This window comes from Nostoc sp. TCL240-02, assembly GCF_013343235.1.
Taxonomy (GTDB): Bacteria; Cyanobacteriota; Cyanobacteriia; order Cyanobacteriales; family Nostocaceae; genus Nostoc.
Map to the genome: position 1 here is coordinate 5,636,235 of NZ_CP040094.1, position 25,690 is coordinate 5,661,924.

At 43.3% G+C, this 25,690-nt stretch carries 8 protein-coding genes and 1 CRISPR repeat array (1 of these 9 running past the window's edge); of the genes, 5 read left to right on the forward strand and 3 right to left on the reverse strand.

The window, feature by feature from the left end:
* The first annotated feature begins 146 nt into the window (after window positions 1-146).
* Together FBB35_RS23975 and FBB35_RS23980 are read left to right on the forward strand one after the other, a co-directional pair.
* Window positions 147-5,726 (forward strand): ATP-binding sensor histidine kinase, encoded by a 5,580-nt coding sequence (locus tag FBB35_RS23975; RefSeq protein ID WP_174711728.1) that lies wholly within the window; start codon window positions 147-149, stop codon window positions 5,724-5,726.
* Window positions 5,727-5,808: 82 nt separating this feature from the next.
* Window positions 5,809-6,195, forward strand: a complete 387-nt coding sequence (locus FBB35_RS23980) for a four helix bundle protein (protein ID WP_174711729.1) — start codon at window positions 5,809-5,811, stop codon at window positions 6,193-6,195.
* Window positions 6,196-6,275: 80 nt separating this feature from the next.
* On the opposite strand, the gene FBB35_RS23985 is transcribed toward FBB35_RS23980, so the two are convergent.
* From FBB35_RS23985 to FBB35_RS23995, 3 genes are all read right to left on the reverse strand, one after another.
* Entirely contained in the window at window positions 6,276-8,612 is a 2,337-nt protein-coding gene (locus tag FBB35_RS23985; RefSeq protein ID WP_174711730.1) for a cation:proton antiporter, read from the reverse strand.
* A 152-nt stretch (window positions 8,613-8,764) separates the two neighbouring features.
* The gene (locus tag FBB35_RS23990) at window positions 8,765-9,742 is read right to left on the reverse strand and encodes an SDR family NAD(P)-dependent oxidoreductase (protein ID WP_174711731.1); all 978 of its coding nucleotides are present in this window, start codon (window positions 9,740-9,742) and stop codon (window positions 8,765-8,767) included.
* Window positions 9,743-10,107: 365 nt separating this feature from the next.
* Window positions 10,108-11,049 (reverse strand): N-acetylmuramoyl-L-alanine amidase, encoded by a 942-nt coding sequence (locus FBB35_RS23995; protein ID WP_174711732.1) that lies wholly within the window; start codon window positions 11,047-11,049, stop codon window positions 10,108-10,110.
* Between the two features lie 862 nt (window positions 11,050-11,911).
* Between FBB35_RS23995 and bchH the strand changes: the two genes are divergently transcribed.
* The 3 genes from bchH (at window position 11,912) to FBB35_RS24010 (ending at window position 23,792) form a co-directional block, all read left to right on the forward strand.
* Window positions 11,912-15,670, forward strand: a complete 3,759-nt coding sequence (gene bchH, locus FBB35_RS24000; RefSeq protein ID WP_174711733.1) for a magnesium chelatase subunit H — start codon at window positions 11,912-11,914, stop codon at window positions 15,668-15,670.
* Window positions 15,671-15,722: 52 nt separating this feature from the next.
* Window positions 15,723-15,944, forward strand: coding sequence for a type II toxin-antitoxin system HicB family antitoxin (locus tag FBB35_RS24005; RefSeq protein ID WP_174711734.1), 222 nt, complete (start codon window positions 15,723-15,725; stop codon window positions 15,942-15,944).
* A gap of 1,251 nt (window positions 15,945-17,195) precedes the next feature.
* Complete coding sequence (locus FBB35_RS24010) at window positions 17,196-23,792, forward strand: HAMP domain-containing protein (protein ID WP_174711735.1); 6,597 nt, start codon at window positions 17,196-17,198, stop codon at window positions 23,790-23,792.
* Window positions 23,793-23,843: 51 nt separating this feature from the next.
* Window positions 23,844-25,690: direct repeats of the CRISPR family, unit length 37 nt; unit sequence GTTTCAATCCCTAATAGGGATTTTGATGAATTGCAAT; it runs 312 nt beyond the window's last position.

Genomic DNA, 25,690 nt, shown 5'->3' on the forward strand with positions numbered 1-25,690 from the left:
CTGAGATGAACAGTATTTAACTATACCGGGTTGAGCAAAATCAACTGGGTTTCTCAATTTTTTGCCTTCAGAAAATTACATCATGAATTGTGATACTTCGAGTTAATTAGGGAAAACTGAACTCAGGTTATCCAGTCGCAAGTTTTATGGTAGAAAATCGAGTCGATGTTCCCGGTTATGGGATTGGTGAAAAAATTTACACCAGCACTCGCATCCTGGTTTACCGAGGTTGGCGAGAGGCCGATCAAACTCCTGTTGTGATCAAACTTCTGAAAAATTCTTATCCCAGTCTGATTGAATTGGCTCAATTCAGGAATCAGTACTCAATTACGAAAATCTTAAATGTTCCTGGGGTTGTTCGGATCTATAGTCTGGAAAGTTGTCAAAATCGACCCGTCCTGATTTTAGAAGACTTTGGCGGAATTTCTTTGAAGGAGTACACTGTTTTTAGAAGGAAAGGACTTGGTGAGACAGGAAATCAAGAAAATTCCTCATCTCTGCATCCTGATTTTTTGACTGAGTTTTTAGAGATTGCGATCGCACTTGCCGATATTCTGGCTGATCTCTATCATCACGAAATCATCCACAAGGATATCAAACCCGCCAATATCCTGATAAACCCTACCACAAAGCAGGTCAAACTCATTGACTTTAGCATTGCTTCACTGCTGCCGAGAGTTAACCAACTTTCAACCAGCCCGACTGTTTTAGAAGGAACTCTCGCCTATCTCTCCCCCGAACAAACCGGGCGAATGAATCGGGGGATTGATTATCGCACTGACTTCTATTCTCTCGGAGTCACTTTCTATGAACTCTTAACTGGGCAATTGCCATTTCAATCGGATGATTTGATGGAATTAGTGCATTGTCATATAGCAAAACAACCACCACTTTTAAATGATAAAGGAGAGATTCCCCAAATTCTCTGTGATATCGTCATGAAACTGATGGCAAAGAATGCTGAAGACCGCTATCAGAGTGCATTAGGGCTAAAGCACGATCTGCAAATTTGTTTGGAGCAATTGCAGTCAAGTGGAAATATTATCCCATTTCAGCTAGGGCACAGGGACGTTTGCGATCGCTTTGCAATTCCCGAAAAACTCTATGGACGGGAAGTAGAAGTGGCCATGCTGCTAGAAACTTTTGAACGGGTACGCCAGGGAACTTCTGAAATGATGCTGGTGGCAGGTTCCTCTGGCATTGGAAAAACAGCAATTGTCAACGAAGTTCACAAACCAATCACCCGTCAGCGCGGATACTTTATCAAGGGCAAATTCGATCAATTTAATCGGAATATTCCCTTTTTTGCTTTGGTGCAAGCGTTTCGGGACTTAATGGCACAACTGCTGACAGAGAGTGATGCTCAAATTGAGCAGTGGAAAACTCAAATCTTATCTACCTTGGGTGAAAGTGGTCAAGTAATTATTGAGGTGATTCCAGAACTCGAACGAATCATTGGGAAACAGCCTTCACTCCCGGAATTATCGGGTAGTGCTGTTCAAAGCCGCTTCAATTTGCTGTTTCAGAAATTCATTCAAGTATTCACAACCCAAGAGCATCCCCTAGTTATTTTCCTTGATGATTTACAGTGGGCAGACTCGGCTTCTTTAAAACTGATGCATTTGTTGATGAGTGAAGCCAGCAACTCTTATTTATTAGTGATTGGAGCATATCGGGATAATGAGGTTTCCTCTGCCCACCCCCTGATGTTGACCATTGAGGAAATGCGTCAAGAGGCGATTACAGTTAGTAATATTGTTCTTTCGCCCCTTACCGAAACCGACCTAAATCAACTGATTGCAGATACCCTCAAATATTCAACAGAACAAGCAACTGCGATCGCCAATCTGGTGTATCAAAAGACTAAAGGTAATCCATTTTTTACTAACCAGTTTCTCAAATCGCTGTATGAAGATGGGCTGATTGCCTTTGCCAGCAGAACAGGAGATTGGCAGTGCAATCTGGTTCAAATCCGGGCGCTGTCTTTTACAGAAGATATTGTCGAGTTTGTGGCGCTGCAACTCAACAAATTACCACAGCAGACTCAGAATGTTCTCAAACTGGCTGCTTGTGTCGGCAATCAGTTTGATTTAGAAACCCTATCAGTTGTCTATGAAAAATCTCCAGTCCAAACCGCAGCAGATTTGTGGCCAGCCCTCAAGGATGAATTGATCTTACCCAGTGGGGAAGGGTATACATTTTTTCAGGATGAGTCTGTTGTCATGGATGATTTGACAAATGACAACACACCGATAATTATTACCTACAAATTTTTCCACGATCGCATTCAACAAGCCGCTTATTCACTAATTCCAGACGATCAGAAATCAGCAACTCACCTAAAGATTGGTCAATTGCTGTTGAGCAATACCTCGGAAACTGAGCAAGAATTGCTGATTTTTGAAATTGTTAATCAATTGAATCTTGGCATAGAACTGATCGCATCTCAAACCGATCGCGATCAACTGGCACAACTCAACCTGCTGGCAGGAAAAAAAGCCAAATCTTCCACAGCTTACCAGGTAGCAATTGAGTATTTAACTACCGGGATTCGTTTATTGAGATCCGACTGTTGGCAAAGTCAGTATGAATTAACTCTTGCATTGCACGAATCAGCCGCCGATGCTGCTTATCTTAGTGGCGCGTATGAACAGATGGAGCAATTGGCTCGAACAGTCATCCAGCAAGCCAAAACTCCACTCGATCTAGTCGGTATTTACGAAACCAAAATCCAGGCGTATACAGCTAAAAATGATGTCCTGGGTGCGATCGCGATCGCGCGTCAGGGAATGAGTAAATTCGGCGTGATTTTCCCAGAAACACCCACCCCGCAAGACATTCAGCAAGCCCTCCAAGAAACTGCTACTCTGATTAACGGTCGTGATATTGCAGAATTGGTTGACTTACCTGTGATGGTAGCCGCAGAGAAGCTAGCTGTCACCCGAATTGTGGCAAACGTTGCTCCAGCCGTTTACATTGCTGATCCTAATCTGTTTCCACTACTGGTTTTGTCTCAAGTTCAAGCATCCATTGAGTATGGCAATGCTCCATTTTCTGCCTTTTGTTATGGCTGTTATGGCATTCTGTTGAGCGGAATTCTTCAGGATATTGAAACAGCCGATCGAGTTGGCAATCTTGCCTTGGCACTAACTGACAAATTTAATATTAGTGACATTAAGCCTACAGTTTTTTATGTCGTAGGTGCTTTCATCACCTATTTGAAGTCTTCACTGCAAAAATCTTTGCAGTTAATGCTGGAGGGTTACAAGATTGCTCTAGAAACTGGAAATGTATACTACGTAGGTTTCAATACCAAAGACATCTGCCAATATTCCTATTTCCTAGGTCGAGAATTGAACTCGTTAGAGGAAGACATCCGGGCTTACTGTCATGTTTTGGAAAATTTTAAGCAAGGTACGACTCTAAACTATTGCCGTATCTTTTGGCAAACAGTTTTGAATTTGCTTGGCAAATCTGAGAATCCCTGCATTATAACAGGCGAAGCACTCAACGAAGCCGAATTTGTGAATCAACTGGTTCAAGCCAATGAGTTGACAGGGCTTCACTATTTCTTCCTCCACAAATTGATTCTCTGTTATCTGTTTGAAAACCTTTCTCAAGCAGTGGAAACAGCCGCCAAAGCCAGAGAATATCTAGTTGCGGGAACAGGCTATGCCACTGTGCCGATGTTTTATTTTTATGATTCCCTGACGGCTTTAGCAGAGTATCGCACAGCTACGGCTTCTCGCCAAGAAACATTACTTGAACGGGTTACAGAAAACCAGGAAAAGATGCAGACATGGGCGCACCACGCACCGATGAATTATTTGCACAAATTTGAACTGGTGAAAGCTGAAGAATGCCGAGTCTTGGGACAGATGGCCCAGGCAGTGGATTATTATGATCGCGCGATCGCACAGGCAAAAGCCAATAGATATATTCAGGAAGAAGCTCTCGCCAATGAACTGGCTGCCCGATTTTATTTAGAATGGAACAAAGAAGCGATCGCTCAAATTTACCTCGAAAATGCCTATTACACTTACCTTAGCTGGGGAGCGATCGCCAAAGTTAACCAGTTGGAACGCCAATATTCTCAATTATTGCTTAAGCTGTTTCAGCAGGATGAAACTACTTCTTCAACCCTCACCACTACAATCGGATTTAACCAAAGTAGTTCCACTGGGACTGAAGCATTAGATTTAGCAACGGTGATGAAAGCTTCTCATGCACTGGCTGGAGAAATTGAGTTAGAAAAGCTGTTAACAACCCTAATGCAGGTTGTAATCGAAAATGCCGGGGCTGATAAATCAGTTCTTCTGATGCTTCAAGAGGATAATTGGGTTGTTGTGGCTCAAAAAACTAGTCAAGCGATCTTTGAAGAACAGCAATTTCTGCCACACCCTACGCCTACCGATGAAAACTTGGGGATAATAAACCTGCACTCCCTTCCTCTTTCAGCCAGTCAGGATGTTCCCAAAGCAGTTGTGAATTATGTATCGCGCACCACCGAAACCCTAGTGTTAGATGATGCCCGCAAGGAAACTACCTTCGCCAACGATCCCTACATCATTCTATGGCAACCCAAAAGCCTACTCTGTACGCCTATTCACAATCGTGGCCAACTAATTGGCATCCTATACCTAGAAAACAGTTTGACAACTGGAGCCTTTACCCAAAACCGTCTTGAGGTTTTGCGGTTGCTCACAGCACAAGCTGCCATCTCGCTGCAAAATGCCATGTTGTATAACAATCTAGCTGTAGCAAAAGCTCAATTAGAAGATTACAGCCATACTTTAGAGCAAAAGGTTGAGCAGAGAACTCTGGAGTTGAATGATAAAAATCAGCATCTCTCGGAAACTTTAGAGGAACTGCAACACACTCAAAGCCAACTAATTCAAACTGAAAAAATGTCTTCATTGGGACAAATGGTAGCAGGTGTTGCCCATGAAATTAACAACCCGATTAACTTTATCTATGGCAACCTCACCTATACCAATGAGTATTGTCAAGATTTGCTGCATCTGGTTGAGCGGTATCAGCACTACTATCCTCAACCATTTCCTGAGATTCAACAAGAACTAGAGGCAATAGATTTAAACTTTCTCAAACCAGACTTACAAAAATTGCTGCAATCAATGAAAGTGGGGGCAGATCGCATTCGTCAAATTGTCCTTTCTCTCCGCAATTTCTCGCGTTTGGATGAGGCTGAAATGAAAAGTGTCAATCTTCATGAAGGCATTGACAGCACCCTGTTAATTTTACACCACCGTCTAGAAGAGAAAGCACACCGCCCCGGAATCGATGTAATTAAAGAATATGAACAGTTGCCAGAAGTTAGTTGCTACGCCAGTCAGATCAATCAAGTATTCATGAATATTCTGAACAATGCTATTGATGCCTTAGATTCATCATTCATAAATGAAGATAGGCAAACAAAAATTCCCGCTATCCAAATTCGTACCAAAATGACTGATGCTGATACAGTAATTATTCAAATTGCAGATAATGGGTCTGGGATGTCTGACGAGGTGAAACAGCGCCTATTTGACCCATTTTTCACAACAAAACCTATAGGCACAGGAACAGGTTTAGGATTATCAATTAGCCACTCGATTGTAGAAAAACATGGCGGACGACTAAGTGTAATATCCGAACCGGGAAAAGGAGCGGAGTTTTCTCTTTCTATCCCCTTACATAATACGGTGGAGCAGCGATTGCTTAAGTAAACGGGGCAAGGGGGCAGGGAGCAGGGAGCAGGGAGTAAGGGAGCAGGGGGGCAGGGGGGCAGGGGGCAGGGGGGCAGGGGGAATGGAAAAAGAGCCAATTAAGAGTCATGAAGATTTGGAAGTATACAAAATGGCCTTTGATGTTGCCATGAAAATTTTTGAACTGTCAAAAAAGTTTCTTGTGGAGGAGAAGTATTCATTGACTGATCAAATTCGTCGTTCATCTCGTTCTGTTTGTGCAAATCTTGCAGAAGCATGGAGAAAGCGTCGTTATGAGGCGGCTTTTGTGGCTAAATTGAACGATTGTGAATCGGAAGCGGCAGAAACGCAAACTTGGCTTAAATTCGCACTTCAATGCAATTATCTAAACGTTGAAACAGGCAGAGAACTTTATGAAACTTACAACCGAGTTCTGGGCATTCTAGTAAACATAATCAAAAATCCATCCTCCTGGCTCATCAAACGCTAATTATTAATCATCCCCCTGCTCCCTGCTCCCTGCTCCCTGCCCCCTGCCCCCTGCTCCCTGCCCCCTGCCCCCTGCTCTCTTCAATCCACACGATCCACAGGTAGAAACTCTTGGAGTGCTTCTGCCTGAGCAGCCTTCAATACTGGAAGAGACAGGGGTAGTGAATTTGCGATCGCAAATAACTGTTCTATTTGACTCAGACCTATCAGACCACCACATAATAATACTTGGTCGCCAACTTGCAAATCCATGCCGCCATCAGGATAGCGAATAAATTTACCATCGCGCCGGATCGCCTGTACCTGTACTCCAAATCGTTTGTTGATATCTAAATCTGCAAGGGTTTTACCTAGCGTTGGCGTATCTGCATTAACTGTAACCCACTGGCAAGCACTATTTTCTCCGGGAACAGCAGCTTGTCCCTTGGCGAATTCTGCCAAAGCTGCCAGTTCTTCATCTGCTCCCACTACCAGCAAGCGATCGCCATCTTCCAATTTGGTTTGATTATTGGGATAATCGATTTCATCGCCGTTAGCGCGACGAATTGCCATCAAACTCGCTCCTGTTAAGTAGCGCATATCTGCCTCTTCTATACTCATGCCAATTAAGGGCGAATCTGCTGGCAAAGGATACCAACGTTGATTTAAATCGCGGGTGGCTTGGCGCAAATCACGAGCAACTTCGGTTGCAGAACGTTCTGGGCGCAAATCTAAATAATGATCGTTGCGGATTTGCTGCATTTCTCGTTGGACAACTGTTGGTGACAACAAACCTAAGCCAGTTAATAAATAGGTTGCCATTTCTAAGCTGGCTTCAAACTCTGGTTGCACCACTTCTCTAGCACCCAATTGATACAGCACCTCAATATTTTTATCCTGGGTAGCACGGACAACTAAATCTAATTCTGGACGCAATTCTAAGGCGCGTTTTAAGGAAAGACGGGTACTTATGGGATCGGGGAGTGCGATCGCCATTCCTTTGGCATGATTTACTCCGGCGGTTTCTAAAACGTGTAAACTCACACAATTGCCATAGACATAAGAGACTCCAGCCTCACGCAACTGCTGAATTCTACTTTCTGATTGGTCGATTACCACCACAGGTAGGTTGTGTTGCAACAACAACTTCACCAAATTTTTGCCGACTCGCCCATAACCACAGACTACTACATGGTCTTTGAATGGCAAATCTTCTGATACATCCAGCGCCTCTTGTTCTTCTAGGTACGGTTTCAACCAAGGCATTGATTCGGCAAAGTTAAATAAAAATGGGACTAACCGCAAGACAAAGGGAGTCAGCATGAGGGTAACTGCGGTGGTTCCCAAAATTAATAAATATATCTGTCGAGATACTAGCCCTAAAGACTGCCCTTCACTGGCGAGAACAAAGGAAAATTCCCCAATTTGCGCCAGTCCTAAACCGGCGATTATGGCTGTTTTTAAAGGGTAGCGGAATAGTTTCACTAGGGGCGTGATAATCAAGAATTTACCTATGAAAACTAGTGCTACCAGTCCCAAAATTAATTCCAGGTTATTCCACAAAAACACTGGATCAATTAACATCCCAATGGCGGCAAAAAATAAACTGGCAAAGATATCTCGCAGTGGTTCGACATAAGTTAGGGTTTGATCGGCGTATTCCACCTCAGAAATCATCAAACCCGCGACAAATGCCCCCATTTCAATGGACAGCCCCAAATGCTCTGTCAACAGAGCAATGCCCAAACATAAAGCTACAACCCCTAATAAAAATAGTTCTCGGCTTTCGGTACGAGCTAACAGTTGCAACAAAGGCGGTATCAACCACATCCCCGCAGCCACTGCACCAGCAGCAAATAAAGCAATCCACAGTAGGGCTGTTAGCACGGCGATACCAATGGTTTCTGCTGGTTGGTTTAGGGCTGGTAGAACTGCTAACATCAGTCCCAGTGCCAAGTCTTGGACTACCAAAATCCCCAACATTACTTGTCCGTGAGGCGTTTCTGTTTCATTGCGTTCCATCAAGCATTTAAGGACAACGGCTGTGGAAGACAAGGACAGAATACATCCCAAAAACATCCCCTTAGCGGGTAAGGTTCCCCAGGCCCCGCTTAACCCGGATACCACAACTGTTACCAAAATTGTCAAAGCAATCTGGAGTCCACCTCCACCAAGAGCGATCGCTTTTACCTTCTTGAGTTCCGCAAAGGAAAATTCTACACCCAAGGCGAATAACAAAAAGGCAACACCAAACTGTGCCAGAGTCTCTACTTGAATAACTTCTTTAATTAATCCCAGTCCAGTTGGCCCAATGACTATCCCGCCGATGAGATAGCCTAACAGCACGGGTTGCCGTAAAAGTGCCGCCAACAATCCACCACAGGCTGCAACGCCCAAAACTAAAACTAAATCAACGATTAGCCTAAAATCTTCTTGCACCAGTTTTAAAAGAACTATTTATAAAGACCTATTAATTCAGGATACAAAGTTTTATGATCTCAAACAGCTTGTTTGGAAATTGGGTATAAAGAATTAGGGATTGGGAATTGGGAATGGGGGTAAGAAATTTTTTAACTGCTGTCTAATGCCCATTAAATTTTAGGTGAGCTAAGGGCACTCAGTAATAGGAATGACCACGGCATTTTAATATCGGGTATGAGCCATGAGTAGTTTCTCAATATAGGTAATGCAGCCGGTAGCACAAAACGTAAAGAGCGTAGTGATGCAGGCCGATCGCCATTTTCATCGACAATTCCATATTTATCAGCTAGTTCGGCAACAATCTGCACACGTCCTGTACGGCGCATTAAATTTGGTTCACAAGCAAGTGCAGCAATTACCCGTCCAGTTAATAAGGGAGTTTCCCAGTTGTAGCGATCGCTAATTAATGAGTTTTTTTGCTCAGTAGTATCGGTTTGATTCATCTCAGTAGCAAAACGGGAAAAAAGCTCAGTCCCAACAATACCCGGCCAAATGGAAACAGAAGCCACATTATGGGGTTTTAACTCAACAGCCATATCAGCCGCTAGGCGATCGCAAGCTGCTTTTCCAACACCATAAGCTGTATTAAAGATATAAGACATACTGCCCCACGAGGAAATGGTGCAAATTAGTCCAGAATTACGCTTGGTCATCATTCGCGCAGCAAAAACACTTGCAACGTAGTGGCTACGAAGACCAACGTTGTTGCTTGCATCCCACAGACTTAGTTCACAATCCCAAAAGGGCTGCCCAAAAGCGTTTTTTAATGCCTCAACTCCTGAGTAAGCATTATTCACCAGTAGGTCAAGTTGTCCATCCTGCTCATCTTGGATGCGCTCAAACAGTAAACGCACCTGCTCATCGTCACCGTGGTCTACTTGGACAGGAATACACACACCACCGACTTCCTCTATAGTTGATTGGGTTTCACCAAGACTTCCTGAAACCGCATCACTGGAGGAGTTGTTGAGGCTGCGTCCCGTGACGTATACAGTTGCCCCAGCCTCAGCCAAACCAATAGCAATTCCCCTACCAATTCCCCGCGTAGCACCTGTTACTAATGCCACTCTTCCCTCAAGGTGTTTCACGATCGCTTTTTCCTGTGGTTAATTAATTTATTCTTGCCCACTATCATCACCGTTTGATTACTTAATTAAGGGACTTCCAAATAAAAAAATATCCCAAAACTGATGTAAAAATCCTCTCTATTTCTTCTCTCTGTGTTGCGCCAGGTGCTACAACGGAGGGAACCCCCGCAACGCGCTGGCTTCTCTGTGTCTCTGTGATAGCCTACGGCAAGCCGCTTTGTGTCTACGTTTATTTGAATAATTTATTTCTCGGAAATCCCTAAAGCCGACTAACCCACCTTAAAAAGACAAAAACCTCTCAAAGTCCCCCTTCTTAAGGGGGATTTAGGAGGATCTACAACTACGAACAATATCTAACCCTCGATCTAACCGATTAATTTCTGCCAGCTATCAGGCCCAACAATCCCATCGGCATCTAAACCATTTTGCTTTTGAAAGTTCTTGACTACAACTTCTGTTTGCGGCCCGTAAACACCATCATTCTCAACACCTAAACGGTATTGTAAATATCTAACAACTGCACCACCAGCATGGTTTGGTCTGATAATTCGTTTTGCCAAAATTAGATTTATGGCATTCCATGTAGCTTCGTCGGCAACTCCAGTTGACTGAACTCCGACAATAGCCTGAAATTTTTCGACAGCAGATTTAGTGTTAGCCCCAGTCAAGCCATCTTCTACTAACGCCTTACCATTTTTATCAACTATTTTGAGTCGATTTAAGGCTTTTTGCAGTCGGAGAATAGTTGTATCTACATTCTCTTCTTCATCTGGTACAGGGTTAACAGGAGTAGTTGGAACTTTCCCAGTTAAACCTTTGACGATCGCATTAGCCATTGCTTCAGGATTAAAAAGATTTACATCCTTTTGCGAATCGATGAAGCAACCTTCTACAAGAATTGCAGGCATATCTGTATTTTTCAGAACATACAAATGGGAACCACTCTTAACGCCGCGATTAAAAAATCCCAACTTGACGATTTCATCTAATACAGGTTTAGCGATTTTTCTCCCTGTGTCGCTAGTTGCATATACTTCTGTGCCATTAGCCTGTCCATTAAAACAGTTAAAATGAATCGAAACGTAAATATCTACTTTACTGCCATTCGCTGTAGAACATCTTTTTGAGAGTGATTCAGTTACTGTACGGGCACTACTCGGTCTACATACTACGACTTCATTGCCCAAAGCTCTTAACTTCGCTATCACTCTATTGCCGACATCAAGAGTTAAATTATCCTCAAATTTAATCCCACTGGCTCCTGTGTCTGGTGGACAGTTGTGTCCGCTATCAATTCCAAATTTCATAATTTCATCCTCAAATTACTTACTTTTTACACTCGTTCAAAACTCTTCCAATTATATAGACAAAGTTTTGTTAATAAATTTGTTGAAGTACTTGTTCGCAATGTCCGCATTGTTTTAAGCATTAATACGCTAGCAGACAAAATAAGTTTTTCTGCGAACCTGAACAGCAAATTTATATGCTAAAATACCTTAATTAAAAGGTAGATTGTCACCAAAAACATAACCATTATAATTTATCAAAATCGAGAATAACAAGTTAACTTTTGCAATAATTTTCAATGCAGCAATTGCCTTCATTATTCAGATAATAGCGCTTTAGAAAAGTAGAAAGCCATAAAAAACATACCTAATTTAGATATCCAAATCTCTAAACCGACGCACCTCCTGATATGAACGTGGGCTTATAGAGTCGTAAACCATTTACAGACTCTACCCTTGGCTTTGCTGTTAATCCTGAGCAGCTTAACACATAATACTTTACAGTATTAAAGAATACGTGATATTTTCTACACACCTGTGGGAGATTAGATATTATCAAGTTGCATACATTCACAAACCTGTCAGTACAAGAAATTCGTTCGTTGTGTAGAGGCACTAAAGCAATACTGCTCGGGTTTTGGATTTTTAACTCGAATTGGGTTTGGGGAAAAGGTTAAAGGTTTTTTCTTTCCCCTTCCCCTTTTCCCCAAAACCTGACAAGTATTGGGTACTAAAGGAATTAAAATATCCCAAAGGCATTGGTGATGGTAAAGTTCTAGCTACCTCAAGAAATTATTGACCGGAATCTGTGGATAGATATATAACAATCAACCTGAAAGCACGTTTAAGATTTAAGTAAAGAAATATTTCGTAGCTTACAGGCATGAAACGCATCGTCTTGGTTGCTGGGTTTGAATCATTCAACGCTGACTTGTACAGGAAAGCAGCTTTTTTGGCTAACTCTCGCTGTCCTGAGTTGGATATTCGGGTATTTAGCGATCGCAATATTACCAGTCAACGCGCCGAGGTAGAAGCAGCACTTGATAACGCTGATGTATTTTTCGGTAGTCTACTATTTGATTATGACCAGGTTGTGTGGCTTGGCGATCGCATTTCCCAAATTCCCATCCGCTTAGTCTTTGAGTCGGCCTTGGAATTGATGAGTTTAACCAAGTTGGGTGATTTTGCCATTGGCGACAAGCCTAAAGGAATGCCCAAACCAGTTAAATTCATCCTCGACAAATTTAGCAACGGACGAGAAGAAGACAAACTTGCTGGTTACATCAGCTTCTTAAAAATTGGCCCCAAACTACTGAAATATGTCCCAGTGCAAAAAGTCCAAGACTTACGCAACTGGTTAATTATCTATGGTTACTGGAATGCTGGCGGGCCAGAAAACGTCGCTTCATTATTCTGGACACTAGCAGAAAAATACTTAGATTTAAAAGTCGGCGACATTCCCCCGTTAATCGAAACCCCCAACATCGGATTACTCCACCCCGACTATCAAGGGTTTTTTGAATCACCCCGCGAATATCTGGAATGGTATAAAACCCATTGTAGAGACGCGATTCATCGCGTCTTCCCAATAGACGCGATGAATCGCGTCTCTACAAAACCAGTTGTCGGAATTCTCCTCTACCGAAAACACGTCATCACCAAACTACCCTACATTCCCCAACTAATTCGCAGTTTTGAAAAAGCCGGGTTAACTCCTTTACCCATCTTCATCAACGGCGTAGAAGGACACGTGGCGGTACGAGATTTGATGACAACCGACTATGAAATTCAGCAACGACAACTAGGTAATATTGAGACACCCTCACTTTCTAGTGAAGCAGTTAAAGTAGATGCGATCGTCTCTACAATTGGCTTTCCTCTGGTGGGTGGCCCGGCTGGTTCAATGGAAGCAGGCCGCCAAATAGAAGTAGCAAAGCGCATCCTGACTGCCAAGAATGTACCTTATATTGTTGCTGCACCACTATTAATTCAAGATATTCACTCGTGGACGCGCCAAGGTGTTGGCGGATTGCAAAGTGTGGTGTTGTACGCCTTACCAGAATTAGATGGGGCCATTGATACTATTCCTCTCGGTGGGTTGGTGGGCGAAAATATTTATCTAGTTCCTGAACGGGTGCAGCGATTAATTGATAGGGTGAAAAGCTGGGTGTCTTTGCGGCAAAAACCTGCTTCGGAACGCAAAATTGCAATTATTTTATATGGGTTCCCGCCAGGTTATGGTGCTGTGGGGACTGCTGCATTATTAAATGTGCCGCGTAGTTTGCTGAAGTTTCTTCACGCACTGAAAGAACAAGGTTACACCGTCGGAGATTTACCGGAAGATGGCGAAGAATTGATTCGCTGGGTGAAAGAGGCAGATGAAGCTAATCCTCTTGTGGGGCAGTCGTCTCGCCCGCCCCTAGATAATGGCGCTCATGTTGCCCACCCCACAAGTACTGTAAATTTCCGCACTCTAGAAAAATGGCTGGGATATTTACAAACTTCCCGCATTGAAAAACAATGGAAATCTTTGACGGGAACTGGTATTAAAACTTATGGCGAGGAATTTCAGATTGGTGGTGTGCAATTAGGTAATGTGTGGATAGGTGTACAACCACCTTTGGGGATACAAGGCGACCCGATGCGCTTAATGTTTGAACGAGATTTAACGCCTCATCCTCAATATGCTGCTTATTATAAATGGCTACAAAATGAGTTTCAAGCTGATGCTATTGTTCATTTTGGAATGCATGGAACGGTGGAATGGTTGCCTGGTTCTCCGTTGGGGAATACGGGTTATTCTTGGTCGGACATTCTGTTAGGAAATTTGCCTAATCTCTATATATATGCGGCGAATAATCCGTCTGAGTCGATGTTGGCGAAACGTCGCGGTTATGGTGTGTTGATTTCTCATAATGTGCCTCCTTATGGGCGGGCAGGTTTGTATAAGGAATTGGTGGCGTTGCGGGATTTGATTGCAGAGTATCGGGAAGATCCGCAAAAGAATTATGCGTTGAAGGAAGCGATTTGTAAAAAAATTGTGGATTCTGGGTTGGATGCTGATTGTCCGTTTGCAAATGCGAAGAAGTTGGGGATTGCGTTTACGCCGGAGAATGTGCGGATGTTTAGCGGTCATGCTTTTGATGATTATTTGGTGGAGTTGTATGAATATTTGCAGGTTTTAGAAAATCGGTTGTTTTCTTCGGGGCTGCATACTTTGGGGGAAAGGCCGAGTGAGGAGGAGTTGGGGGCGTATTTGGAGGCTTATTTTGGGGGGGAGGAGGAGGAGAACGAACCGCGAAGGCGCAAAGGACGCGAAGAAAGAGAGGAGGAGGAAAGGTTAATAAGGGATTTGTTGATGCAATCTACGGATGAGTTGACGAATTTGTTGAGGGGGTTGAATGGGGAGTATATTCCGCCTGCGCCTGGGGGGGATTTGTTAAGGGATGGGGCTGGGGTTTTGCCGACTGGGAGGAATATTCATGCTTTAGATCCTTATCGGATGCCTTCACCTGCGGCGTATGAACGGGGACGGGAAATTGGTCAAAAAATTATTGCCCAGCATTTGGAGGAGTGTGAGAAATATCCTGAAACGGTTGCGGTGATGCTTTGGGGATTGGATGCGATCAAAACTAAGGGTGAATCTCTGGGGATTCTTTTGGAGTTGGTGGGGGCTGAACCTGTTAAGGAAGGAACTGGTAGAGTTGTTCGTTATGAGTTGAAGCCGTTGGCTGAGGTTGGACATCCCCGGATTGATGTGTTGGGTAATTTATCTGGGATTTTCCGGGATAGTTTTGTAAATATTATCGAATTGTTGGATGATTTATTTCAACGGGCGGCTGATGCTGATGAACCGGATGATCAGAATTTTGTTAGGAAACATGCTTTGGCTTTAAAAGCCCAAGGGGTAGAAAATGCCTCGGCGAGATTGTTTTCTAATCCGGCGGGTGATTTTGGTTCTTTGGTGAATGATAGAGTTGTCGATGGGAATTGGGAATCTGGTGAGGAGTTGGGAAATACTTGGCAAAGTCGCAATGTATTCAGCTATGGGAGAGAAGATAAAGGTCAAGCTAGACCGGAAGTTTTGAATACTTTGTTAAAAACTAGCGATCGCATTGTTCAAGAAATTGATTCGGTAGAATATGGTTTAACTGATATTCAAGAATATTACGCTAATACGGGCGGTTTAAAAAAGGCGGCAGAAAAACAAAGCGGTAAGAAGGTGACAACTAGCTTTGTAGAAAGTTTCTCGAAGGATACTACACCCCGCAATTTAGATGATTTGCTGCGAATGGAATACCGCACTAAGTTGGTAAATCCCAAATGGGCGCAAGCGATGGCAAATCAAGGTTCTGGTGGTGCTTTTGAAATTTCCCAACGAATGACGGCGTTGATTGGTTGGGGTGGTACTGCCGATTTTACCGATGATTGGGTTTATGACCAAGCGGCTGATACTTATGCGTTAGACGCAGAGATGGCGGAGAAGTTACGGAAGGCAAATCCTGAAGCTTTTCGCAATATTTTAGGGAGAATGTTAGAGGCGCATGGGCGGGGTTTCTGGGAAGCTGATGGTGAGAAGTTAGATAAGCTACGTCAGTTATATGAGTTGACAGATGAAGAGTTGGAGGGAGTGACAGTTTAGAAAGTAGATGCCTTAAAACTTAAAATCAAGACAATAACCATTAATCAAAATTATGGAAAATTCTTTCACTGCTGTATATGAAAAAATAGATGATTGGTATATCGGTTACGTCCAGGAGTTACCCGGCGCTAATGTCCAAGAGAGAACTCTGGAAGAAGCTAGAGAAAGTCTACGGGAAGCGATAGAGTTGATTCTAATATCAAATCGGGAACTTGCAGAGCAACAAATTTCCGGTAAAGATGTCGTCCGTGAACAGATTACTGTCAAATTATAGTGAAAAGACGTGAATTGATTCGCTATTTAGAAAAGAACGGCTGTTTGTTCCTTCGAGAAGGTGGAAGGCATACGATTTATTACAATCCATAAAACAACAGAACCTCCGCAGTTCCAAGGCATACTGAGATTGTGGAGATTCTAGCTATCAAGATTTGCAAAGATTTGGAGATTTCCCCACCCTAGTGTTGTAGATAAAGCGTAAAGCCTTCTCTTGTCCTTCCGTTCGGGACGTTGCGCGAACAAAAACGCACTCGCGTTTGAGAGGCTTCTTTTTCAGAGATGCTAACGCGTAGCTTGCTTCTCCGTAGGAGTACGCCTTCGGCATAGCTTCTCTACGAGAGGCTGCGCCAATGCTTAAGGCGGTAACGTCTCGTAAGAGAAAAAGCGTAGCTTTGGGGTTCTTATTTTGGATTTATGTAAAAGGTATTATCTCAGACAACAAGCAAAAGCGATGTCTACGACGGGCTACGCCTGCGCTTTTACGTTTGAAGCTGTAAAAATTTAAACCTTTGCAGCTAATGTTACTTCATTTATAAGAAAGGCTTAAGTTTTTCTTGCAAATGTATAAGCCGTTGCTGCAATTGCTTAATACTTTGCAACAAATGCTCTTCCATATATAAGAAAGGCTTAAGTCTTTCTTACAAATGTATAAGTCGTTGCTGCAATTGTTTAATACTTTGCAACAAATGCTCTTCCATATATAAGAAAGGCTTAAATCATTGCAGCAATTGTTGTAATGAACTTATGAATTTATCAATCAATTTGGGAGATGCTTCAATACGGTTCGGTTAAGGCAAGAGACGGCGATTTATCGCGTCTTTCCGATCTAGGGGGTGTCATCAAAAAACCTTATGCAAACCGTATTAAAAGCGATCGCCATTTTCAAGTAAACCACGCGGTAGGGGCACAAGGCCTTGCGCTCCTACTGATGTAATTGTCATTGTGTCTTCTACTGTGCGATCGCTTACTCGCCCAAGTTAGATATTGCCGACAATTGATGCTGCATAACAGCGTCCAACTAGCTATCATTAGCTAAGTGGTAAAGTGGTATGCCAGATACATCGACGGCAATACCATTTAGTTAGCAGTTTTTGTCAACTGCTTACACTCGTACCTGTAAAAATTAGTTTGATCCATTTTCTATTCCCTACTCTCTATTTTGATCCGCATTACCTAAAAGTTATCTCACTAGGTACGGGCTGCAAAAAATACAAAAAATTACTCAAGAATTAAGATTAAGGATACGGCTATGGCAACCGAACAGTTAACTAGAGACAGCGACAATCTCGATTTAAATCAGCTACTAAGGACGCTGAATGCTGTTAAACAGGGTGACTTCTCGGCTCGGATGCCTATAGATCATACTGGTGTGGCGGGGAAAATAGCTGACACGCTCAATAATATTATTGACCAAAATGAGCGAATGGCGGCGGAGCTACAGCGAATTGGTAATGTTGTCGGCAAAGAAGGCAAAATTGCTGAACGTGCTTCTCTGGGAGATGTTCGTGGTTCTTGGTCAAATTGTGTTACTTCTGTTAATACTCTAATTACAGATTTAGTTCAACCAACAGCTGAAACTACGCGGGTTATTCGGTCGGTCGCTAATGGTGATTTATCTCAAACGATCGCAACAGAAATTGACGGCAGACCTCTCCAAGGTGAGTTTCTCCAAACTGCTAATATCGTCAACACGATGGTAGAACGGCTTGGTTCTTTTGCATCGGAAGTAACAAGAGTTGCTCGTGAGGTGGGAACCGAAGGTAAGTTGGGCGTTCAAGCCGAAGTGCAAGGTGTGGCTGGCACTTGGAAAGATTTGACTGATAACGTTAACTTGATGGCGGGCAATCTCACTGGTCAAGTTCGCAACATTGCCGAAGTTGCCACTGCGATCGCAAATGGTGACTTATCCAAAAAAATCACTGTGGATGTGAAAGGCGAAATTCTGGAGTTGAAAAACACCGTCAATACAATGGTGGATCAACTTAATTCCTTTGCATCAGAAGTGACAAGAGTTGCCCGTGAGGTGGGAACTGAAGGTAAATTGGGCGTGCAAGCAGAAGTTAAAGGAGTTGCAGGTACTTGGAAGGATCTGACTGACAACGTTAACTTGATGGCAGGTAATTTAACCGCTCAAGTACGTAATATTGCGGAAGTAACAACGGCGGTTGCAAATGGCGATTTATCCAAGAAAATCACTGTGGATGTCAAAGGTGAAATTTTAGAGTTGAAAAACACCGTCAACATCATGGTGGATCAACTTAATTCCTTTGCATCGGAAGTAACAAGAGTTGCCCGTGAGGTGGGTGCTGAAGGAAAATTAGGCGGTCAAGCAGAAGTTCGCGGGGTAGCGGGTACGTGGAAAGACCTTACTGATAGTGTGAATTTCATGGCGGGAAGCTTGACGGCACAGGTGCGGAACATTGCGGAAGTGACAACGGCGGTGGCAAATGGCGACTTATCTAAGAAAATCACTGTGGATGTGAAAGGTGAAATTCTGGAGTTGAAAAATACCATCAACACAATGGTGGATCAACTTAATTCCTTTGCATCAGAAGTGACACGGGTCGCACGGGAAGTAGGAACTGAAGGTAAGTTAGGTGTACAAGCAGAAGTGCGCGGTGTTGCGGGTACTTGGAAAGATTTAACTGACAACGTTAATTTAATGGCGGGTAATCTCACCGGACAAGTGCGAAATATTGCCGAAGTTGCCACTGCGATCGCAAATGGCGATCTATCGAAAAAAATCACCGTCGATGTTAGAGGTGAAATTCTCGAACTCAAGAATACCATCAATATCATGGTGGATCAACTCAGTTCCTTTGCAAGTGAAGTAACGCGGGTTGCGCGTGAAGTGGGCAGTGAAGGTAAACTGGGCGTGCAAGCCGATGTGCGCGGTGTGGCTGGCACTTGGAAAGATTTAACTGACAGCGTAAACTTCATGGCGGGGAGTTTAACGGCACAGGTGCGGAATATTGCCGAAGTGACTACGGCGGTTGCAACAGGCGACTTATCTAAGAAAATCACCGTCGATGTCAAAGGTGAAATCCTGGAACTCAAAAACACTATTAACACAATGGTGGATCAGCTTAATTCCTTTGCATCGGAAGTTACAAGAGTTGCCCGTGAGGTAGGAAGCGAGGGTAAACTTGGTGTGCAAGCAGAAGTGCGCGGTGTGGCTGGCACTTGGAAAGATTTGACCGACAGCGTGAACTTCATGGCGGGAAGCTTGACGGCACAGGTGCGGAATATTGCCGAAGTGACTACGGCGGTTGCAACAGGCGACTTATCAAAGAAAATTACCGTTGATGTCAAAGGTGAGATTTTAGAGTTGAAAAATACCATTAATACAATGGTGGATCAACTCAGTTCCTTTGCAAGTGAAGTGACGCGAGTCGCGCGGGAAGTGGGAACTGAAGGTAAGTTGGGTGTACAAGCAGAAGTAAAAGACGTTGCCGGCACTTGGAAAGATTTAACTGACAGCGTGAACTTCATGGCGGGAAGCTTGACGGCACAGGTGCGGAACATTGCCGAAGTGACAACTGCGATCGCAAATGGTGATCTATCTAAGAAAATTACTGTTGCCGTCAAAGGCGAAATTCTCGAACTCAAGAATACCATCAATATAATGGTGGATCAACTTAATTCCTTTGCAAGTGAAGTGACGCGAGTCGCCCGTGAGGTGGGAAGCGAAGGTAAACTGGGCGTGCAAGCAGATGTGCGCGGTGTAGCTGGGACTTGGAAAGATTTAACTGACAGCGTGAACTTCATGGCGGGAAGTTTAACGGCACAGGTGCGAAATATTGCTACAGTCACCACGGCGGTGGCAAACGGTGACTTATCTAAAAAAATCTCCGTTGATGTCAAAGGTGAAATTTTAGAGTTGAAAAATACCATCAATACGATGGTGGATCAACTTAATTCCTTTGCAAGTGAAGTAACGCGGGTGGCGCGTGAGGTGGGAACCGAAGGGAAGTTGGGCGTACAAGCAGAAGTTAAAGGTGTAGCCGGGACTTGGAAGGATCTCACCGAAAGTGTAAACTTCATGGCGGGAAGTTTAACGGCGCAAGTGCGAAACATTGCCGAAGTGACGACAGCAGTAGCTAACGGCGACTTATCCAAGAAAATCACCGTTGATGTGAAAGGCGAAATCCAAGAACTCAAAAACACCATTAATACAATGGTGGATCAGCTAAATTCTTTTGCATCAGAAGTTACCAGGGTTGCGCGTGAAGTGGGAACGGAAGGAAAACTTGGCGTGCAAGCTTACGTTAGAGGCGTGGCTGGGACTTGGAAAGATTTGACGGACAACGTAAATTCGATGGCGGGGAACCTCACCGGACAAGTTCGCAACATCGCCGAAGTTACGAAAGCGGTAGCTAATGGCGACTTATCTAAAAAAATTACCGTCGATGCCAAAGGCGAAATTTTGGACTTGAAGAACACCACCAACACGATGGTGGATCAACTCAGTTCTTTTGCCAGTGAAGTAACGCGGGTAGCGCGGGAAGTGGGAACTGAAGGAAAGTTGGGTGGACAAGCGCAAGTCCAAGGTGTCGCGGGTACTTGGAAAGATTTAACAGATAACGTTAACTCGATGGCGGGTAACTTAACGGCACAAGTACGCGGTATCGCCAGAGTTGTAACGGCAGTTGCTAACGGAGACTTGAAACGGAAACTGATGTTAGATGCTAAGGGAGAAATTGAAACCTTGGCAGAGACAATCAACGAGATGATTGATACCCTAGCAACCTTTGCCAATCAGGTAACTACAGTAGCGCGGGAAGTGGGAATCGAAGGGAAGTTAGGCGGACAAGCGAGAGTCCCTGGCGCGGCTGGAACTTGGAAAGATTTGACGGATAATGTAAATGAACTTGCTGCTACACTAACAACTCAATTAAGAGCGATCGCAGAAGTTGCTACAGCTGTAACTAAAGGTGATTTAACTCGTTCAATTGCCGTCGAAGCACTAGGAGAAGTAGCAATACTCAAAGACAACATCAACCAAATGATTGCAAATCTGCGGGAGACAACGCAGAAAAACACTGAGCAAGATTGGTTGAAAACTAACCTAGCTAAGTTTACCCGAATGTTGCAAGGGCAGCGCGACTTAGAAACCGTATCTAAATTAATTCTCTCAGAACTAGCACCCTTAGTAGGAGCGCAACACGGCGTATTCTTTCTGATGGAGTCTGGGGAAAATACACCGTTTTTAAAACTAATTAGTAGCTACGCTTACCGCGAACGCAGACATCTAGCTAATCGCTTCCACTTGGGTGAAGGTTTGGTGGGACAATGCGCTTTAGAAAAAGAGCGAATTCTCTTAACGGATGTACCAAGTGATTATGTGAGAATTGCCTCTGGTTTAGGAGAAGCGTCTCCACTTAATGCCGTGGTGTTACCTGTACTCTTTGAAGGACAGGTGACAGCAGTCATAGAATTAGCATCCTTCCGCCGCTTTAGCGAAATTCATCTGACATTCTTCGACCAGCTTACCGAAAGTATAGCGATCGTTCTCAACACGATCGCAGCTTCGATGCGAACTGAAGAATTACTCAAGCAATCGCAATCTTTGGCTGAAGAACTCCAAACCCAGCAAAATGAACTGCGAGAAACCAACAAACGCTTAGAACAACAAGCCCAATCACTCAAAACCTCAGAAGATTTACTCAAAGGACAGCAAGAGGAGTTACAACAGACTAACGCTGAGTTAGAAGAAAAGGCAGAACTGCTAGCTATGCAAAAGAAAGAAGTCGAGCGCAAAAATCGAGAAATCGAACAAGCAAGAATGTCTTTGGAAGATAAAGCCGAACAACTCGCCCTTTCTTCAAAATACAAATCAGAATTTCTCGCCAACATGTCCCACGAACTACGGACACCGCTAAACAGCTTATTAATTTTGGCGAAGTTGTTGGCAGATAACATCGACCACAACCTCACTAGCAAGCAAGTTGAATACAGCCAGACAATTTACTCAGCCGGTACTGACTTGTTGGCATTAATCAATGACATTCTGGATCTCGCTAAAATTGAATCTGGAACTATGTCAATTGACATAACCCAAATGCCCTTGGTAGAGTTGGGCGAACAAATTGAGCGTACCTTCCGCCAAATAGCTGATAACAAAGGGCTTGCTTTCGCAATTGAATTTACTCCCGACTTACCCACAACCATCTATACAGATGTCAAACGCTTACAACAAGTGTTAAAAAATCTCCTCTCCAACGCTTTTAAATTTACGGAGCAAGGGGAAGTCCGCTTGCAGATTGCGGTGGCAAAACAGGGATGGAGCAACGATCAAGTAACTTTAAATCGCGCTCAAAATGTCATCGCCTTCTCAGTTAGCGATACAGGGATTGGCATCGCACCCGACAAGCAAAAAGTTATTTTCGAGGCATTCCAACAAGCTGATGGCTCTACCAGTCGGAGATACGGCGGTACTGGATTAGGCTTATCAATTAGCCGCGAAATCGCCCGTCTCTTTGGCGGCGAAATTAAACTAACAAGTCAACCCGGTCAAGGTAGCACCTTTACATTCTTTTTCCCACAATTGAATCCTGAGTCTACATCAACACAACTTCTTACTCCCTACTCCTTACTCCCCACTCTCCACTCCTCACTCAGCACTCAAAACTCAGCACTCCTGAGTGACGATCGCGCTACTATTGGCATGGGCGATCGCGTTTTGTTAATTGTCGAGGATGACGTGAATTTTGCCCGTATCCTCATAGATATGGCGCAACAGCATGGATTTAAGGTGATAACAGCCCAAAATGGCAGTACAGGTTTAGCATTAGCGCAGCAATTCTATCCTTCAGCCGTTTTACTAGATATCCGAATGCCAGAAATGGATGGTTGGACGGTTTTGGATCGTCTGAAACATGACCCAAATACCCGCCACATTCCTGTACACATTATGACGGTTGAAGAAGGGCAACAGCGCAGTTTGCAACTAGGTGCGATCGCATATCTGCAAAAGCCCTTAAGCAGCGAGACAATATCCGAAGCATTGGTCAAAATTAAAGGTTTTGTTGAGCGCCAGGTAAAAAATTTACTGGTAGTCGAAGACGATGACACTCAACGGCATAGCATTGTCGAACTAATTGGCAACAACGATGTTTATACTACTGCTGTTGCCACAGGTGCAGAAGCCCTAGAAGCCATCCGCACCCAGCATTTTGATTGCCTTGTCCTCGATTTAGGGCTACCCGACATGACCGGGTTTGAACTGATCGATCAGATTAAGCTTCTACCTCACGGCAAAACGTTGCCCATCATTGTCTACACAGGTAGAGACATTAGCAAAGCTCAAGAAACCGAACTGAGACGGATTGCCGAAACAATTATCATTAAAGATGTGCGATCGCCCGAACGCCTCCTCGATGAAACAGCATTATTTTTACACCGAGTCCAAGCAAATTTACCAGCGCCCAAACGACAAATACTTGAACAACTGCATTCTATAGATTACTTACTCGCTGGCAAAAAAGCGCTAATTGTAGACGACGATATGCGTAATATCTTTGCGCTGACAAGTATGCTGGAGCGTTATCAGATACAAGTACTATATGCTGAAAACGGCAGAGAGGGGATTAACTTGTTAGAAAATACACCAGATATTGATGTCGTTTTGATGGATGTAATGATGCCAGAAATGGACGGTTACGAAACAACAAGCTTAATCCGCCAAAACGAGCAATTTAAATCTTTGCCGATTATTGCACTGACAGCTAAAGCCATGCAAGGCGATCGCGAGAAGTGTATCGAAGCCGGTGCATCAGACTACATCACCAAACCCGTAGATACTGAACAACTGCTTTCACTCTTGCGTGTTTGGCTATATCGTTGAGCTAAATTAAAGGAAGCAGGGGGCAGGGGGTAGGGAGCCGTTGCAACTATTTCAACCCTACCTAATAGGGATTTTGATGAATTGCAATGTTTGGCGTGTTCCAGATGTCTGAAGGCGTTCCGTTTCAATCCCTAATAGGGATTTTGATGAATTGCAATAATCATAAACTCTGTAGTCCCTGTCCAGATTCGCGTTTCAATCCCTAATAGGGATTTTGATGAATTGCAATTTAAATTGTGATTCAGCATAAATTTGATAAGATGCAAGTTTCAATCCCTAATAGGGATTTTGATGAATTGCAATTCGAATCTCAAGTTACGCTGCTCAAACCGTAAACATTGTTTCAATCCCTAATAGGGATTTTGATGAATTGCAATGAACCAGGTGCCTATTATGTAACAAATGCCAAGTGGTTTCAATCCCTAATAGGGATTTTGATGAATTGCAATTCCTTATTGATTTCATGAATGGAAGAGTCAAATTTGTTTCAATCCCTAATAGGGATTTTGATGAATTGCAATGATAAATGTACTCTTACCACCCTTGGCTCGATTGACAACAGGTTTCAATCCCTAATAGGGATTTTGATGAATTGCAATGTTTTATCATCTCTGCATGATTTGTATTTCTTATGTTTCAATCCCTAATAGGGATTTTGATGAATTGCAATTTGTGTTTTGCTGCATCTCCCGTAGTTTCTTTGTAAGTTTCAATCCCTAATAGGGATTTTGATGAATTGCAATAATCTCGTAATATCCCCATGCTGAAAGGGGATTTTTGTTTCAATCCCTAATAGGGATTTTGATGAATTGCAATTATTTGCTTTGGTATATTTGTCACCTTTTAAGATGGAGTTTCAATCCCTAATAGGGATTTTGATGAATTGCAATATGTCCGCGCCAAATGGTCATTTTGGGGAAGTTTGTTTCAATCCCTAATAGGGATTTTGATGAATTGCAATTTGAGCGATATATTTTTCACCATCGAAAGAAAAAGAGTTTCAATCCCTAATAGGGATTTTGATGAATTGCAATTCGTACCCATTTATTGGTTTGGGAATCCTGATGGAGTTTCAATCCCTAATAGGGATTTTGATGAATTGCAATTAGCTGGCCACCCTCCTCTAAAGACAATTGTTCCATGTTTCAATCCCTAATAGGGATTTTGATGAATTGCAATTCAATCACTGCTAGCGGTTGAACCTACTGTGTCTCGTTTCAATCCCTAATAGGGATTTTGATGAATTGCAATTTTATCTATGCCGTGGCCGCCCGTGGATAGCGACGTTTCAATCCCTAATAGGGATTTTGATGAATTGCAATCAGGCTGCCTCTGGGGGTGGTGGGCTACTAACCGCTATATATATTGTTTCAATCCCTAATAGGGATTTTGATGAATTGCAATCTTATGCGATTCCAAATCCAAACCCAAACCCAAATCCAGTTTCAATCCCTAATAGGGATTTTGATGAATTGCAATCCCTTTGCAGTGGGGAGAGGAGGATGAAGATTTTTGTTTCAATCCCTAATAGGGATTTTGATGAATTGCAATCTAGTTTTTCTCCCGGTTTTCCCCCCTGGATTTTAGTTTCAATCCCTAATAGGGATTTTGATGAATTGCAATTTTTCTTTATATCTTTTGGGTAAAAGGGGGATTAAGTTTCAATCCCTAATAGGGATTTTGATGAATTGCAATGTGCGATCGCCTTTTAAAATCGATTCCAACAAGTAAATTTTTGTTTCAATCCCTAATAGGGATTTTGATGAATTGCAATAATTGTTGGTCAGTCATGGTAAGTTTTGGTTAGGTAGAGTTTCAATCCCTAATAGGGATTTTGATGAATTGCAATTGGAGCGGTCTTCACGAGTATCTCCAATGTGGTTTTGTTTCAATCCCTA